Source organism: Pseudomonas bananamidigenes, from assembly GCF_001679645.1.
GTDB classification, from domain to species: Bacteria; Pseudomonadota; Gammaproteobacteria; order Pseudomonadales; family Pseudomonadaceae; genus Aquipseudomonas; species Aquipseudomonas bananamidigenes.
In genome coordinates this window covers 127,790-145,399 of record NZ_LRUN01000041.1, presented here as the reverse complement: position 1 = coordinate 145,399, position 17,610 = coordinate 127,790, and the positions used below count along the sequence as shown (strand labels likewise).

General features: G+C 59.0%; 7 protein-coding genes. 3 read left to right on the top strand and 4 right to left on the bottom strand.

Going from position 1 to position 17,610, the window contains the following annotated elements; all coding sequences use genetic code 11:
• Position 1: 1 nt before the first annotated feature.
• Positions 2-10,738, bottom strand: coding sequence for a hemagglutinin repeat-containing protein (locus BBF94_RS28080; RefSeq protein ID WP_082302412.1), 10,737 nt, complete (start codon positions 10,736-10,738; stop codon positions 2-4).
• Positions 10,739-11,178: 440 nt separating this feature from the next.
• On the opposite strand from BBF94_RS28080, the gene BBF94_RS15475 reads away from it, so the two are divergent.
• From BBF94_RS15475 to BBF94_RS15465, 3 genes are read left to right on the top strand one after another with little or no spacing between them, the layout of a single operon-like run.
• Positions 11,179-12,423 carry an exonuclease SbcCD subunit D C-terminal domain-containing protein gene (locus BBF94_RS15475; RefSeq protein ID WP_065259858.1) on the top strand — a complete coding sequence of 415 codons (1,245 nt, stop codon included), beginning with the start codon at positions 11,179-11,181 and terminating at the stop codon, positions 12,421-12,423.
• Positions 12,420-16,061: an AAA family ATPase gene (locus BBF94_RS15470; protein ID WP_065259857.1), complete on the top strand. Its 3,642-nt coding sequence runs from the start codon at positions 12,420-12,422 to the stop codon at positions 16,059-16,061. Before BBF94_RS15475 ends, BBF94_RS15470 begins: the two co-directional genes overlap by 4 nt.
• Positions 16,058-16,642, top strand: a complete 585-nt coding sequence (locus BBF94_RS15465; RefSeq protein ID WP_065259856.1) for a glutathione S-transferase — start codon at positions 16,058-16,060, stop codon at positions 16,640-16,642. Before BBF94_RS15470 ends, BBF94_RS15465 begins: the two co-directional genes overlap by 4 nt.
• A 5-nt stretch (positions 16,643-16,647) precedes the next feature.
• Here BBF94_RS15465 and BBF94_RS15460 read toward each other — a convergent pair whose 3' ends face one another.
• From BBF94_RS15460 to BBF94_RS15450, 3 genes are all read right to left on the bottom strand, one after another.
• Positions 16,648-16,905: a hypothetical protein gene (locus BBF94_RS15460; RefSeq protein WP_065259855.1), complete on the bottom strand. Its 258-nt coding sequence runs from the start codon at positions 16,903-16,905 to the stop codon at positions 16,648-16,650.
• Complete coding sequence (locus tag BBF94_RS15455) at positions 16,902-17,114, bottom strand: hypothetical protein (protein ID WP_065259854.1); 213 nt, start codon at positions 17,112-17,114, stop codon at positions 16,902-16,904. Before BBF94_RS15455 ends, BBF94_RS15460 begins: the two co-directional genes overlap by 4 nt.
• A gap of 254 nt (positions 17,115-17,368) precedes the next feature.
• A complete protein-coding gene (locus BBF94_RS15450; RefSeq protein ID WP_007941320.1) occupies positions 17,369-17,548 on the bottom strand; it encodes a hypothetical protein in 180 nt (59 codons plus the stop codon).
• Positions 17,549-17,610 lie beyond the last annotated feature (62 nt).

Sequence of the window (17,610 nt, the reverse complement as noted above, 5' to 3'; positions counted from 1 at the left end):
ATTATTGCCTTATCAAATGCTGATATTTCTTAATATACGAATCCGGTTGATTATTCAACCACTTTCCAAAACCTCGTAGCAGTGCATCAACATTCGAATTCGACCGAGACGCCGACTCAATAATTTCAGTATAAGTACGACCCGAATTTATCAGATAGTCAACAGTAGGGCCTAGCGGATCATTGTAACGCTCAATATTCACTTCATATATATAGTCTTTAAGAGGCCCTGGCGTTAAGTCCTTATATTCTACACCAAGTTGCCGCCTAGCCTGGTTGGCCTCCTCAGCAAGCTTTCGAAGCTCATCCTGCGTCATGTTTGGCTGTATTCTTTCTGCATAAGAAGAAAGCTCTGATACTTTTTGTTCATACTCCATCCGCAAAGGATGCGACTTGATATCTGAGCCTAAAGATTCAAGCAGTTTTTCCTCAATAAATTTTCGATCAAAAAACACCACCCCACCCGTTACAGGAGCAACGACGTCAGTCGAAGATGGCTCTGTGTTTTTTGGAGTAACATCCGTCTTGGGCGGAACACTATCCACTTTTGGGGGAGTAACAGGCGGATCAACGCGCGGCACATCCGTATCCGGCAGCTTCTCCGAAAACTTCGTGATCTGCGTCTTGAGATTATCGATCTTGACCGTCGAGCCCACTTCTTTGATGGTCTTGACCGAGACGTCGATGCCCATGCGCGAAAGCTGCAGCGCTGAATTTGCGGAGCTGGTGCCGCCGCCGGCCATCAGCTGGACGATGAGTGCGACGGCCTGACCCATTTGCCGGCCAACAATCTCCGCGTTCTCATCGCCGCCCACGGTGGCCGCTTCAAGGATTTGCGAAAGTTGCGATTTGAACGCATCAGCGACGCTTTTGCCGAGAATCTCCACCGCTTCATCGGAGGCAAGGAACTCGTTCATGGCGTGGAAACTTTCCACCGGATCACGCAACAGATTCACTGCACTGTCCAGCGCGCCAAGTCCCGCCCCCGCCATGCCGTCCGTGAAGCCTTTCATGACTCCGGAAGCTGTCAGCAGATCCTGTCGGGCAGAAGTGAGTCCCCACTTGGCGATGATTGCCAACTTCTTCGCCAGATTGGGCTCCGCATCGATTTCCTTTTTGGCCTGGACGTACTGCTGCGTCGCCAGCCAGTTGTTATCGACGTTAGCCGCAGCAGCGTTGTTCGCGGTAGCCGCGCCGTTTGGCGAACTCATGGCCGCAATGCCGGTCACCAGGCTAGTGATGATGTTGCGTTTGGCTTCGCGCTCTACTGCGGTTTCGTTCGGGTCGCTATCGGCGAACAATCCGGCCAACAGGCTTGCGGCAGAACCACCCAAAGCACCTGCCGAACAACTTTGACTGCTGGCGGCAGCGCCCGCGCAACCAAGAATCGCGTGTAACGCGGCATGTTCAGGGCTGCCTTCCTTCAGGCCCTCTTTCACCAGTTTGCCGATATACGCCGAGCCTTGCTGCTGGACGTAGTTGACCACCATGTTTTGCGCGAACTGGGCACTGCTGCCGGCTACGTTGCCACTGATACCCGCGACCAGCGCTGTTGCGATTTGCCGGTAAGTGCCGCCGGCGCCCCAGTTATCACCGATTTCCTTTATTTGCTGATTGAGCTGCACATAATTTTCGTGGTGCGCTATTCGATCCTTGAGCGGCAAGCTTTGGTCATCAGCAGCAGCCTTTTCAAGGTTGGCCTGCTCCTTCTTCTGATCGATTTCCCGCGCACGACTATTAATGTACTGGGAAACGTTCTGCACGAACTTGCCGACGATCTCGAAGTCCACTCCGATTTCCTGAGCATCGAAAATCGGCTTCAGCTTGTTGCTGCCGTCACGCTCACTGGAAACATCGGTATTGATGGCGGCAATTGCCTGCTCCACCGTCTGACCAGTCATTTCCTGTTGCTTGGCACCATTGGTGATGGTTACGGCCGCACCGCTGATGCCGCTGTGAGTAGTGCTGCTGGAACTGTCGCCGGCGTACAGCGCCACCGGGGTCGAAACACTCACACCACCTTTGTTGGGAACATTGGGGCCGTTAGGGTTGGCCGTAGCACTGGCGTTGCCCTTGCCATCGCGGCCGATATTGCCTCCGAAACCACCACTCAGATTGATGCTGGTTGCGTCGTAATCAGCCTTGTTCTTGATGTCGGAAGTGGTCAGCGTCCCGGTACTGAGGGTGTTCTTGCCATCCGCTACCGCCTTGTCGGTACTGGCAATGATCGCCCCGACGAGGTCGGTGTTGCCCTTTACCTCGACCTGGAAACCACCATTGCCAGCCTTGATGCCCGACTGCTCGGAGACGCTGGCGTACTCGCTATGCATGTGTTGCTGGGAAACGCCGCCGCTGACGCTGCTGTTGCCGACGCAGAACGGTGGCACGCAGACACTCAGGCCGACGTTGGCGCTTGACTGCTTGGAGGTGTAGGTACTGGTGTCTTGCAGGCTCTCGATATTGAGATCACCGCCCACGTTGACCTTGACCGTTTCGCCGCTGGCGGTGGCGCCCTTGATGTTGGTGTCGCCACCACTCTTCAGGTTCAGCGTGCCGCCAGATTTGACCGAGGTATTGGTGTGCGTGACGTCGTCACCGTCACTGCTGCCACGGCCCTTGTTAGCGGCCAGCTCAAGGGTAAAGCCGTTTTGTTCGCCGAAGCCGAAACCGATCCCGGCACTCCAGCCGCTATTGCTGTTGGTGCTCTCCTGATGCGCAGTGTTTTGTGCAGACAGAAGATTGATCGCACCATCGGCGTTCAGCGAAACATCGCCACCGCCCTCGATGCGACTACCGACCACATTGATGTTGCTGTCGGCACCGGCGCCCTTGGCGACGATGTTGATGTTGCCACCCGCAATCACGCCGCTGCCGACGACATTGCTGCCGCTCTGGCTGCTGTTCATCTTGCTTTGGCTATTGCTCAGGTTGACGCTGACCTTCACTCCGACCCGAGGGTCTTCCTTCAACGCCTTGGCCGCGTCTACCGCTTGATCGGCACTCATGGCCGCATTCACGGCAGCGAGTGCAAGCATTCGTCCGTCGGTGGTTTTCCCGGCGGCTTCGCCCATTTGCTGAATGCCGCGCAGCGCATCAACCAGCGGAATACTCACCGTGCCACCGACGGCAGTGCGATTGGTGCTGGCGGTCTTGGTGGAGCTCAGTGTGTCGTAGCCCTCACCGATATCCACGTGCTTGGCCGTAATACCGATGTCACCCACCGGCGCGACCAGTTGGCTGGCCGTCTGGGTGTAATGATCCCCGGCCGTCAGCAGGATGTTGCCGCCAAGCGAAGCAATCTGGCTGCCCGACTGGCGAGTCGTGGTGCTCTGATCCGACTCTTTGGTCTTGACGATCCCGGTCGCGCCCTGCCACCAGGAACCGATCTCGCCCACCTTCTTGCTGCCTGAAGAGGAACTGGCGGTCGTGGTGTTTTCAGCGCTGATGACTTCCAGGTTGCGCCCGGCGTTGATACCGATGTTCTTGTCGGCCACCAGCGTGCTGCCTTCAACCACCGTGTCCCGGCCGCTCTTGATCTGCAGGCTGCCGGCGCTGATATCGCTGCCGATGCTTTCGGTGGACGACTGTTGCCCCTGTTGCGACTTCTGCGTGTTGGACAGCAGCCCGGTAATCGTCGCCCCTGTCTTGCTGGAGCTCTGCGACTGGCTGGAGGTTTGTGTTTCCTGAGCGGCGCCGATGAACACATCATTGGCGGCAGTCAGCGTGATGTCATCCGTTGCACGCAACGAAGCAGCTTTCAACGCAATGTCATTGTCGGCCTTGAGTTCCATGCTCTTGGCAACCCACTCGGTGCTGTTCAAGCGGGTTTGAGTGGCCTCGCCACTATTGGATTTGCTGGATTTCCAGTTCTTCTTCGAAGAGGCACTGGCCTGGCTGGCATAGTCTTCGGCCGCGTCGAGGTTGATGTCATGACCGGCAGTCGCCAGCAACGATCCATCGGATTTGACTTTTGCCCCTTGTGCATTGATGTCCTGACCTGCGGACATCACCAGCTTGCTTCCTGAATCGATACTCGAGCTGACCGACGCGATACGTTCGCTTTCGGTCATCACGGATTTTTTCTTGCCGAAGCTGCCCTTCGTTGTCTTGGTGTAAAACGAGTGATCGAGGTTATCAGCGGTCAGCAGGTTCAGGTCGTCGCCAGCATAGACAAAAGCCTCGCCACCCGATTTGACATGGCTGGCGATCAGGTTGAGATCCTTGTCGGCATTGAGCGTCAGGCTTCCACCAGCCTTGATCACGCTCGATTGCTGGGCGACGTGATCCTCCTCCGCACGGAACTTCTTGTTCCAGCCGGTGGCATGGGATTCGTCAGCCGCAGAGCTGATCATCAGGTCACCTTTGGCATTGATGTCAACATTGCCTTTGGCCTCGACATTACTCGCCACAACGCTGACGTCACGCTGGGCCGTAACCTTTAGTGTGCCGCCGGTGTTGACGTCCGAGCCATGCTGCTTGACCGTCGAATACTGATAGTTGGTATTGCTGCGGTCAGTGGTCTGTTCGGTCGAGTCGATGTGTACATCGCGGCTGGCCGTCAGCGTGGTATCGCCACCACTCTTCAACACGCTGCCACTGTTGTTGATGTCGCGACCGGCGCCGATAACCAGTGCATTCGCCGCTTCGATACGCGCCGCGTTGTCGACGAAGTCGGTGTCTTCGCTAAGGCGGCCGTCACTGCTGCGATGGGTGGTCATGGTGCGTTCGTTGATCACGTCGCCGTGTTCGGCGGTGAGCGTGACGTCGCGACCGGAAATGATCCCGCCTGCCTTGTTCGTCAGGTTGTCGGTCGCCGTCAACTTCAGGAGATTGCCGGCCTCGACCAGTCCGCTGCTCACCAGATCCTTCTTGGCTGTTGCATCGAGATTTTGGCTGGCGCGCAACGTGCCGGAGTTCTCCAGGTTTTCGCCGGCAATCAGCGTGACGTCCTTGCCCTGAATCAACGCGCCTGTTGACGCAAGGCGGTTGTTGGCATTGGCCAGGTACAGCACCGGCACCAAGACCTTTTCGCCGTTCACTTCACGCTCTTCGAGCCAGACGATGTCGTGGGTCAGCGCCGCGACCTGCTCTGCACTGAGGGTGACGCCTACGCTCAGATTCAACGCGTTCTTGCTTGCGATGGCGTTGTCCATCAGGTACTTGTAGACCGCCTCGTCGGAGGTCTGCCCATCGATGAAACGCTGCCCCGTGCGGGCCACGACGGCCTGCTGAACCAGTTTCTGTTCGAACAGACCGTCGCCCAGACGCTTGGCGCTCTGGTCGGCGTCGTAACCCAGCCCCTTGAGCAGATAATCCGAGCTCATGAATTGCTTGAGGTCGGTGAGTACCGGGTTGGTTTCGATCAGGTATTTGTGCGGCTGGGATTTCCCAGTGTTGGCTGGCAGGCCTTGTACCCGATTGATGGTTATCGGGGTTGCCGATGGATCGGTGGTGACTTTGCCACTGCTTAGCGTCCAGCTTTGCGGGCCAGTGACGGTCGGATTACTGCTGCCTTCGGAGCTCAGGCGGAACAGGCCGTTCTGGCCCGTCGGCAAGCTGAAACCTGGCAGGTCGATCGGGCTGACCTGCTGCTGGGCCAGATCCGGCGGCAGTTGCGGATTGATCTTGACCACCGTGGAGTAGCCACTGCCGACGCCCGTATCGGTGTTGGTTTTGCCCGCCGCGACGTAACTGTAGTAAGGACGCACGACGCTGTTGTCGATGGTCTGGGTCGCGTTCAGTTCGATGTTGCCACCGGCCTGGATCACGGAGTCATAGGAATTGCCGGATCCGGGGACGGTGACGATGCTTTCGGTGAGCTTGCCACCGCCCAACATGCTGATGAAACGACTCAGGTCCGCCTCGACAGTGGCCGAAGGGGTGCCGCCATTTTTGGCATTGAAAGCCTCGGCTGCCGGTACCGTAGCGAATATCTGGTCGACGTAGTTCCAGTAGGTACGCTTGGTGATGATTTCCTGTTCTTGCACGCCCTTGTTGGTGATGGTGTCGGCGTGGACAGCGATATCACCGGTGGCGGCTATGGTACTGCTGCTATTGTTCAGAGCCTGGGCGTTGATCGACATGTCGCCACCGCTGGTCAGGCTCGCTGCGGCACTGCTGTTGTCGACTTTCAGGCGATCGGTCTCGGCGATCTCCCAATGTCCGTTGCGTCGACCGCCACTGCGGAAGTCACACCCGGCAATCGGAATCAGGTTGCAATCCAGTTGAGTGATGACCACCGAGCTTTTTTCATGCGCGGTGTATTCGAGGATGTCCCTGACGTTATTCACGGTCAGGGCATTAATGGTCAGGTCCTGCGCGCTGTAGATCTCGCCTGAACGGTTGTCCAGCAAATCGGCTTTGCCACTGTCACGATCCCGGCCGATGTGTACGTTATTCAGCCCATACACATTGCCGTAAGCATTGGTGAAACTGGCCAGCAACAGACGCATGTCGCCGCGACTGGTGATCAGCCCCCCGCTGTTCAGGAGGGTATTGGTGGTCAGAGTAAGTTCTTTGCCGGAACCGATGGTGCCGTAGTTATTGATGTTGGCGGCGCCCAGGGTCAGATCACCGGCGGATGTCAGACGCCCCTGGTTGTTCAATAAGCCATTGATATTGATGGTGGTGTTGCCGCCACCGGCAATGCTGGTCCCGGCGTTGAGATCCAGCTGATTGGCCTTGAGCACCAAGTCACCAAGACTGCTGGTGCGACCATTCCCGGAATAGCTGCCCCACAATGTCAGATCCAGAGCGCCGTCACTGGCAATCAACCCGTCGTTATTCCAGTTACCACCATTCCCGGTCAGTTTGCTGACGGCCAGCAACTGCCCGCCCGCCGTCTGGTTGAGGTTGTTGATGTTGACCGTCAGACGATCGGCCTGGATCAGACTGCTGTTGGTCCAGCCATCGGCTGTCAGCGTCAGTCCACCGCGTGTGACGAAGCTGCCGCCGGCACTGCCGAGCTGGCCGGTGGCGATGTCGAAGATTCCGGTACCGACATGCAACACGTTACCGCCACCGTTCAACAATCCATCCGCGCCGAGGCTGAGGTCATTGTTGGCACTTTCTACGGTGCCGTTGCGGTTATCGAACAGGCCGCCGAGGGTGAACGCCGTTTTGCCGCTGCTGCCCAATGCGCGCAATTGACCGGTCTGGTTATCGATACTGGCCGCGCCTATGCTCAGAGTGCTGGCGCTTTCGACGATGCCTTTGCGGTTGTACAGAGCGCCGCCCAAGCTGAAGTCGATCTGCTGACCGGCAACCTGGCCACCCGTGTTGCCACTGTTATCAAAATCTTTGCCGGTAACGCTGACGTGTTGCCTGGCGACCAGTATGCCGTTGCGGTTATTGAAACTTCCGGTGCTGCCCAGATCGATAGTCGCGTCACCACTCTGTGCCACGATCCGTCCAGCCTCGTTGTCGAGACCGGCCAAGGCCTTGAGCGTCAGTTGCTGAGCCTGAATCACCCCGCCCTGCCCATTACGCAACAAACCACCGATCTGCGCGGTAAAAGCGCTTTTGAGGCTGGAGAGCACACCGCCACGGCTGCCGAGGCTGGCAGCGGTGATGTTGAGATCGCCGGTTTTGGCAACGAAACGACCGCTCTGGTTATCGATGGCGCCGCCGACGTTCGCAGTGAGTGCGCCTTCGCTTTGCAGGGTTCCCTTGACGTTTTCGAGGCTGGCAGCGGTCAGTTGCAGATCAGCGGCGTCGCTGTAGATCAGGCCGCCACTGTTTTGCACTGCACCGCTGGCGGTGATCGCAAGGTTATCGTTAGCAGCGACGGTGCCGCCATTGCGGTTGTCGAGGTCGCCGGTCGACAGGCTGAGCAATTTCTGGCTGACCAGTTTGCCACCCTGGTTATTGATTTGCGTCGCCCGGGCAATCACTAGCGGGCCAACACCGACCAATTGGCCCTTGGTATTGGTCAGCGTGCTGAGCAAGTCCAGGTTGACAGCCGCTTCACTGGCCAGAACCCCTTCTGTGTTATCCAGGTCTGTGCCGGTGAAACGGATGTCCTGCTTGGCGTTGATGGTTGCATGGGTGTTGTCGAGACGTTTGGCGGTGATATCCAGAACCGCGCCACTGTCGATCTGACCACCCTGTCCGTTGTTCAACGTACCGGTGACAGTCAGGGTCTGCGCGCCCTCACTCGAGAGCGCACCTTTGTCCGAGTTATCGATGTTGGCCGCAGCGATCTTCAAAATGCCTTTGCTGGCCAGTGCGCCGGTATTGCTGTTGCGGATATCACCAGTGAGATCGACCAATAGATCGCCATCCCGACTGGACAACGTACCGTGATTGCGATTGTCGAGACTGCCACCGAGCAGGCTCAGGTTTTGCCAGCCGGAAATCAGGCCATTCAGATTGCGCGTGTTGTCAGCGCTCAGATCCAGTCGCTGACGACTGAAAAGCTTGCCGTCACTGTTGTCCAGATTTCGCGCGACAAGGGTGTAACTCAGGTCGCTGGAGAGTTCACCGCCCTGGTTGTCCAGATCCCGCAGATGATTGATGCTCAACTGGCCCTTGGTTGTAATCAGGCCTTTGCTGTTATTGAGGTCGCCCACCGCACCGCTGAAATCGATGGCGATGGCGCTACCGAGCAGCGAGCCGCCATTCTGGTTGTTCACATTGGCGGCGGTGATGGTGAGATTTTGCGTGGCGTTGATCAGTCCTTTGTCCTGATTGTCGAGCTGACCGTCAGCGCGCAGATCCAGGTCGGCGCGACTGGTGAAAGTACCGCCATTGTTGTTCAGGCTACCCACTCGGGCATCGATGCGGCTCGCGCCGATGAGTCCCTTGATATTGGTCAGTGCGTGCTGCACCAGCAGGGTCAACGCCTGATTGCTCAACAGTTTGCCGTTGCTGTTGTCGAGGCTGTCGGCAGCCAGAGTGAACGCCTGGGCACTGGAGATTTCACCGCTACGGTTATCGACCTGTTGCAGGTTTTTCAGAACCAGCAACGGTGCATTGATCAGACCCTTCTGGTTGTTCAAGGCGCCGTTGTTGAGATCCAGCGCCAGTGACGTATCGCTTGTGAGTTGCCCGCCATCGTGTTGATCCAGGCTTGCAGCATTGACCGACAAGGCTCCGTTGCTGGCGATCCGGCCCTTGTCGCTGTTGACGATGTGGCCAGCCTTGAGCGTCAGGTTGTCAAGGGAGGTCAACTTGCCACTCTGGTTGTTGATCTGGCCGGTAGCGGTAATGCTCAAGGTTTTTCCGGCATTTACCAACCCTGCAACGTTGTCTAGCGTTGCCATGCGCAACGTCGCACTTTGCAGGCTCGACAGTTCGCCACTGCGGTTATTCAAGTGACCGATGTCGGCATCCAGACGCCCAGAACTCTTAATCAGACCGCTGGTGTTGAGTACCTGGCTGGCGTTGAGACTCAGAGCCCCCGTGCTCAGTACGCGACCTTTGTTCTGGTTATCAAGAGTGCCTGCGGTCACGCGCGTGTTTTGCGAGCTCAAGGTACCGCCCTGATTGTTCAGGGTCTGTGCCGCCGCGACCGTCAAATCGCGGCTCGCGACCACGCTTTTGCCATTGTTATCGATGCTGCTCGCCCTGATGGCGACGTTGCCTGCCGTGTTACGGCTGTTGTCCGCATTGACCCCGGCTTCGATGATGCCACTGTTGGTCAACTGGCCGCCGGCGGTCAGGCTGATGTTGTCCCGCGCAGCGAGGGTCTGGCGGTTGGTCAGATTGCCCTGAGTCTGCACATTGACGTTCACACCGGCATACACCGGCCCTTGAGCGTCGAGGCTGGCCGCCGTGATGTTCACGTTGTTCGCGGCGGAGGTCTGCGCCAGGGTCAGTTGGCCGTTGGCATCGATCTGGATATCACCGCCGCTGGCCGCCACATTGCCGGCCAGTTTCACCCCGACCCCGGCCTCGGTCCCAACCAGTTTGATCGCCCCGGCGTACATACCGCCGAGGGCCGAAGAGTCGATCGCCAGTTGCGGTTTGGCAGTGCCGTCATCGATTCGCGCGGTGGCGTTAAGCGTTTCGGCGTTAACATCGTTGCGACCGGCAACAATGGTCAGGTTCTGTGCCTGGATCTCGGCATTGATCTTCGCGCTGCGGGTGATGATCTCGAAACGGTCGACGTTGGTGGCATTAAGGCCGGCGCCTTCGATGGCGACGGAGCCCTGATCGACCTGAAAACGATCCAGCCGGCCCGCGCCATCGAGTACCGGTTTACCGGTGGTCAAGGTCACACGCGGCGAGTTGATGAAGCCGCAGCCGCTGCAAGTGATGCCGTACGGGTTGGCGACGATCACCCGCGCCGACTGCCCCGCTACCTCGGTGTAGCCACGTAACTGGCTCGGGTTGCCGCTGATGACTTCGTTGAGGATCGCCTGGGCCGCGGCCCGGTTGCTCAGGTTGGGGTTGCCGACGATGATCCCGCCCAGTTGCGTCTGCCCGGTCTGCGCCGCCACGTTGTTGAGGATGACGCCCTGCGCTCCGACGTTGTAATCGTGGAACTGGTTGTGCGACAGCCCCGCGCCGTTGGGTGTGGCAATGTTGACGATCGGCACGCCGTTGCCAGCGCGATCAAGGGTGGTGCCCGGATTCGCCACCACAATCCCGTCCGCCTGCGCCCACATCGGTTGCCAGAACATGACGTTGGCCAGCAGGAACGCCAGCCCGCGCTTGGGCATGCCCCAAAAGGTATCGCGATTTTTTACGGCCGCAGAAGGCTGGCCAGCCATGAAGGTCAGGAGGCGAATATCCATTTCAGAATCTCGGGAGCAGGCATGAACCGGAAGCAAAATCCGGGCGTCAGCAGGACCAGGTATTGCACCGGGCGAACACACCCGATCACTCCACCAGAAAAGTGACATCAAAATAGTGGCGCGATATTAGATAGCCATCATTTTGACGTCAATTAATGATTTCGCCAAAACAGTGTTATCGATCAACGACATGGAGAAAATCGTCCCGATCCGGTGGATATGCAGGAGATTTCGCAGATCACGCAGTGAAATCCGGAAAACATGCAGGCGACGCTTCCCTAAAGAGAAATGCCTGACAGGCAATGACGCAGGAACTCTCAGCCAACAGGAATCCGTACCCATCCGCACAAGCCTGCATGTCGCAATAATCTGTAAACTTCCCCTCTTTCGCCGCTTTCACATCCTCGCGGCCATCACCTTTTTATATTGCGGAGTCAGCCTTGCGTCTGTTTCACACCTCCGACTGGCACCTTGGGCAGAACCTGCACGGCCAGGAGCGCGATTTCGAGCACGCCTGTTTTCTCGAGTGGCTGTTGCGTCAAATGAAGCTGGCGCAGCCGGACGTGCTGCTGATTGCCGGTGACATCTTCGACACGGTCAATCCACCGGTCAAAGCCCAGGAACGCCTTTACGATTTCATCGTCAGCGCCCACGAGCAGCAGCCGTTGCTGACTATCGTGATGATTGCCGGCAACCACGATTCCGGCTCGCGAATCGAGCTGCCCGCGCCGTTGATGCGGCGTTTGCGTACCCATGCGCTGGGTCGGGTGTTGTGGCTGGACGACGGCCAGCTCGATGCGGAACGCCTGCTGCTGCCGCTGCCGGCTGCATCCGGCGAGATCGCCGCTTGGTGCCTGGCGTTGCCGTTTTTGCGGCCTGCCGAGGTGACCGGCGCACATCTGGGCGACAACTATTTGCGCGGCATCGGCCTGGTGCATGAATGGCTGATCGACGCGGCCAACGCCAGGCGCCAGCCGGGCCAGGCGCTGATCGCCATCAGTCACGCGCACATGGCCGGCGGCTCGGTCTCGGAAGACTCCGAGCGCAGCCTGATCATCGGCAACGCCGAAGCCCTGCCGGCCAGCCTGTTCGGGCCGAGCATCAGCTATGTCGCCCTCGGCCATTTGCACAAGCCGCAGAAGGTCAACGGCGAAGAGCGGATTCGCTACAGCGGCTCGCCGATCCCGTTGTCGTTCTCGGAAATCAGCTATCAACACCAGATTCTCGACGTCGTGCTGGACGGCGAAACCCTGGTCAGCGTCGAGCCGATACTGATCCCCCGTTCCGTCAACCTGCAACGCCTGGGCCCTGCGCCGCTGGCGGAAATCCTGCTGCAACTGGCGGATCTGCCGAACATCGATCTGCTGGCCGAACCCCAGCGCCAGCCGTGGCTGGAAGTGCGAGTGACTCTCGACGAACCGCAACCGGATCTGCGCCATCAGGTCGAAAGTGCCCTGCAAGGCAAGGCCGTGCGACTGGTGCGAATCGCCGCCGAATACGCCGGCAATCGTGGCGCTGACGGCGCCGAGGACGGCAGTGCGCTGATCGATCTGGACCAGCTCACACCGCAGGAACTGTTCAGCCGCGCCTGGCTCGACAATTACGGTAACGAGGTCGATGAGCAAACCCTCAAGGACTTCGCAGAACTGCTGCAAGACGTACAAATGGAGGGCGAGCAGCCATGAAGATTCTCGCCATTCGTTTGAAGAACCTTGCTTCGCTGGCCGGCCCGTTCGAGATCGACTTCACCGCCGAACCGCTGGCCAGTGCCGGCCTGTTCGCCATCACCGGCCCGACCGGCGCCGGTAAAAGTACCCTGCTCGATGCCTTGTGCCTGGCGCTGTTCGGCGCCGTGCCACGTCTGAACAACACCGGACGCGACGCCAAGGTGCCGGATGCCGACGGTGAAATCGCCACCGGCGACCCACGTACCCTGCTGCGTCGCGGCACCGGCGAAGGTTTTGCCGAAGTGGATTTCGTCGGCGTCGATGGCCGCCGCTATCGCGCGCGCTGGGAAGCCAACCGCGCCCGGGAAAAGGCCGGCGGCAAGTTGCAGGCCAGCCGTCAGAGCCTGCGCGACATCGATCAGGACCAACTGCTCGCCAGCCAGAAAGGCGAGTACAAGGTTCAGCTCGAAGCCGCACTGGGCCTGAATTTCGAGCAGTTCACCCGCGCCGTGCTGCTGGCCCAGAGCGAGTTCAGCGCGTTCCTCAAGGCCGACGACAACGACCGCAGCGAACTGCTGGAAAAACTCACCGACACCGCGCTTTATACCCGCCTTGGCCGTCGCGCCTTCGACAAGACCAAAGAGGCACGCGAAGCCCACAAGCAATTGCAGGATCAGGCCAGCGGCGTGACACCGCTGCCGCCCGAGGCTCGCGCCGAACTCGACGCACGATTCGACGCCGCCCAGCAAGAACTGAAGTTGCAGCAGGCCCGGCTCAAACAGCTTGAGCAGCAGCACACCTGGCTCAAGGATCTGCACGTTCTGCAGGACGCACAACAAGCGGCGGCCGAGCAATTGCAAAGCGCCGAACACGAGCGCGACACGCTGGCCGGCGAACGCCTGCGATTGACGCGCCTTGAACAACTCGCCCCGCAACGGCACCAGTTCGCGCGCAAGGCCGAACTCGATGCGCTGCTGACGCCATTGGCTGCACAGATCAGTGCGAACACCCACAAACAACGCGAGCTGACTGAGCGCCAGACTCAACTTGAACAAGACCTGAGCGCTGCACAGATCGCTCTGGCCGAAGCGCAGAAGCAACAGACTGAAAGTGCGCCACTGTTGCGTGAAGCATTCGACGAGCAAAGCGCCCTCGCCCGCCTTGCCAGGGATGTCGCCTCCGGCACCGAAGCAAAGCATTCAGCCGAACAGGCCTGCACTCAAGGCCAGAGTGCAATCCAGACCCTGCTCGATCAGCAAAAACAGGTCGCCGAACGCTTGCAGCGCATCGCCGCCGATCTGCAGCAAAGTATTCATCTGGCACCGTTGAGTGAAGCCTGGAATGCCTACCGCGACCGCTTGCAGCAACTGATGCTGATCGGCAACCGGCTGAACAAGGGCCAAAGCGAACTGGCAAATCTCGAACAGAACGCAGCCCGTGCAACCGAAGAACTCGCGACACAAAAGCAGCAGCTGGAAGTCCTGTTCAAAGAGGCCGGTGCCGAGCCGGACGCCGTCGCCGAGCAGATCGGCATCCTTGGCACTCTGTTGCAGGACAACCGCAAACAACTGCGCGCCATCGAAGAGCTGAAACGTCTTTGGGCCAGCCAACAGGAACTGGACAAGCGCGGCAGCGAACTGCAACAGCGTCAGTTCGATGCGCAGCAGGAGCGCGATCGCCTGACTCAGGACGGGGTGAAAACCAAGGCCGAGCTTACCCTTGCCGAACAGACCCTCAGCGTCACCCGCGAATTGCTCGAACGTCAGCGGCTGGCCCGCAGTGCCAGCGTCGAAGAACTGCGTGCGCAGTTGCAGGACGATCAGCCGTGTCCGGTCTGCGGCAGCAACGAGCACCCCTATCACCAGCCGGAAGCACTGCTGCAAAGCCTCGGCCGCCACGATGAAGGCGAGCAGGCTGCCGCCCAGCAAGCGGTCGATCAACTCAAGGAAAAACTCACGGAACTGCGCGCCGAGGTCGGTGGTGTGATTGCGCGGCAAAAGGAGCTGCTGCAACAGCAGGAGCAACTGGCGACGCAACAGCAAGCGCTGACGCCGAGTATCGACGCACATCCGCTGGGCGCTTCGTTGCTGAATCAGGACAGCGACAAACGCACTGCCTGGCTGGCCCGCCAGAACGATCAACTGAACCAGAGCATCACCCAGGACGAACAACGCCAGACCGCCCTGCTCACCTTGCAACAGGACGCGGTGCGTCTGACCCGGCAATTGCGTCAGGCCGAAACTGAGCAGCAGCAAGCGGCGCAACATCTGAGCAATCAACAGCGCGAGTTGAGCGCTGACCGGCAGCGTCTGGACGAAGAACTCGCCGCCTTCGCCACACTGCTGCCGAGCGACACCCTTGAAGCCTTGCGCGCCGAACCGGCGGCGACCTTCATGCAGCTTGACCGGCAGATCGCCGAGCGCCTGGCGCAGATCGATCAGCAAAAGGAAGAGCTGGCCGAACAGCAACAACGCCAACAGACGCTTGAGAAAGAACAGGACCGCCAGCAGAGCCGCGTGCAGCAGCTGCAAAATGTCGAGCAACAACTGAGCGCATTGACCGGCCAACAACAGGCCAGCCAGGCAAAACTCGCGCAGTTGCTGGGAGCTCACAACTGCGCCGAACATTGGCAGCAGCAACTTGAGCAGGCAGTGGAAATGGCGCGCAATGCCGAATTCGCCACGACTCAGACTCTGCAGGACGTGCGCACGGAACATGTGCAAATCGCTGCCGAACTCAAGGCGCAACAAGAGCGTTTGCAGGCGCTGGAAACCGAAGACCACGAGCTGGCCGGCAAGATTGCCGAATGGCGCGCCCGCCATCCGGAACTGGATGACGGTGGCCTCGAAGATTTGTTGCGGGTCGATGAGGCACAGGTCGGCGAACTGCGCGAGCGTTTGCAGCGCAACGAAAAAGCCCTGGAGCACGCCACTGTGCTGTTGCAGGAGCGCCAGCGCCAGTTGCTGGAGCATCAGGCGCAGCACAACGGCAACCTTGACCCTGAACAACTCAACACGGCCCTCGCCGAGGTGCAGCATCAATGCAGCGCCAGCGAACAGCTCTGCGCCGAACTGCGGGCCGAGCAAGTCGAAGATCAGCGCCGGCAGAACGCCAACTCTGCGCTGGCGCAGCAGATCGCCGACGCCTATGCCGAGTATCAGCGCTGGGCGCGGCTCAATGCCCTGATCGGCTCGGCCACCGGCGACACGTTCCGCAAGATCGCCCAGGCCTACAACCTCGATCTGCTGGTGCATCACGCCAACGCGCAACTGCGCCAACTGGTCAAACGCTATCGTCTCAAGCGCGGCGGCAGCATGCTCGGCCTGCTGGTGATGGACACGGAAATGGGCGATGAACTGCGTTCGGTGCATTCGCTGTCCGGTGGCGAAACCTTCCTCGTCTCGCTGGCGCTGGCGCTGGGCCTCGCCTCGATGGCGTCGAGCACGCTGAAGATCGAATCGCTGTTCATCGATGAAGGTTTCGGCAGCCTCGATCCGGAATCCCTGCAACTGGCCATGGACGCTCTCGACGGTTTGCAGGCGCAGGGTCGCAAGGTCGCGGTGATTTCCCATGTGCAGGAAATGCACGAGCGGATTCCGGTGCAGATTCAGGTACAGCGCCAGGGCAATGGCTTGAGCACACTGGAGGTGAAATGAACACGCTGTATTCGTTCCGCCGCTGCCCGTACGCGATGCGGGCGCGGATGGCCCTGCGTTATTCGGGCGTACCGGTGGACATCATCGAAGTCAGCCTCAAGGCCAAACCGGCCGAGATGCTGGCGATCTCGCCCAAGGGCACGGTGCCGGTACTGGATGCCGATGGTCAGGTGATCGAAGAGAGCCTGGAAATCATGCGCTGGGCGCTGGCACAGAATGATCCGGAAAACTGGCTGCTGGGCGGCGATGCCAGGATTGGCGAACTGATCGAAGCCAATGATCAAGAGTTCAAGGTACACCTCAATCGCTACAAGTACGCCGAACGTTATCCGAAACAGCCGATGGAGGTTTATCGCGCGGAAGGTGCGCTGTTCTTGCAGAAGCTCGATGAGTTACTTGCGAACCGCGACTACTTGCTGACCGATCATCCTTGCCTGGCCGATATCGCGCTGCTGCCCTTCGTCCGCCAGTTCGCCCATGTCGATCGCGAGTGGTTTGCGACGACGCCTTATGTGCGGTTGCAGGCCTGGTTGCAGCGGTTTCTGGAATCTGACCTGTTCACCGGCATCATGAAAAAGTAAGCGCCTTACGCCAGCACCTGGCACATGCCGATGGCCGAGCAATCGACCTGGAACGGGCCGAGAAAACCCGCTTCGGTTTTTACCGGTGGATTGCCGGCCAGCAGCCCCAGCGCATTGGCCCGTTCGATGTTGTGCGCGATGCTGTGGTTGGCCTCTATGGCGCGGGCCAGCCCGCCGACCGAGCCCTGACCGAATCCCAACAGGGACGCGCCGTTGGTCATGATCGCCAGACCGGCGATGACCCAGAATCTGTAGCCTTTCATGCTCCGACGGCTCCCGCGAGTTCTGTTGAACTCATCGCTGCATTCTGCGAGCGGAGTTCGAACTGGACGCCGGGATGCGCGACCTGGATCGGCGCATCAAAGCTGTGTTGCGATTGGGACGAGAGGCTGACGAACAGCACCATGACCAGGTACAGACCGATGGCCAGGTAGGCGCCGCGTTTGGCGGAAGTGAGGATTGAACTGGCCATGATGTGTGCTCCGTGGACAATGTTTCGAGGTCCACAGAATCGATCAAAAAAGCCGAGGTAACCACTCAGGGTTTGACATAGTAACCATCAGCTTCGTTGATTATTTAGCCGGCCTATCCTGCCGTTTGAAAATACCTATTACCTGTCGATGCAAACGTGAAAAAACTGCCGAAGGCTGGGTTCTGTTGATTTTGCTTTTTCAAACAAGATCAACAGAACCCAGCCTTTGGCAGTTCCTGGACGTGACGGAAATTTCAGTGTTGAGCTTTGTGATCCAGCGCGGCGTAGAAGTTGGCGCTTTGTTGCAGGTATTTCTGGGTATAGCTCTGGGTGTGGGATTTTTTGTCGCTGATTTCAACGTTGGCGCTGGCTGGCAGGGCAACGGTGGCGGAGATGGCAGAAGCGGCGATAACGGAGAAGAGATTGAAGTTCATGGCGGTAACCCTCGTGTTCAGTTGGCTGGCTTGCCCGGTCGGGCCGTGAAGCAAACTTAACG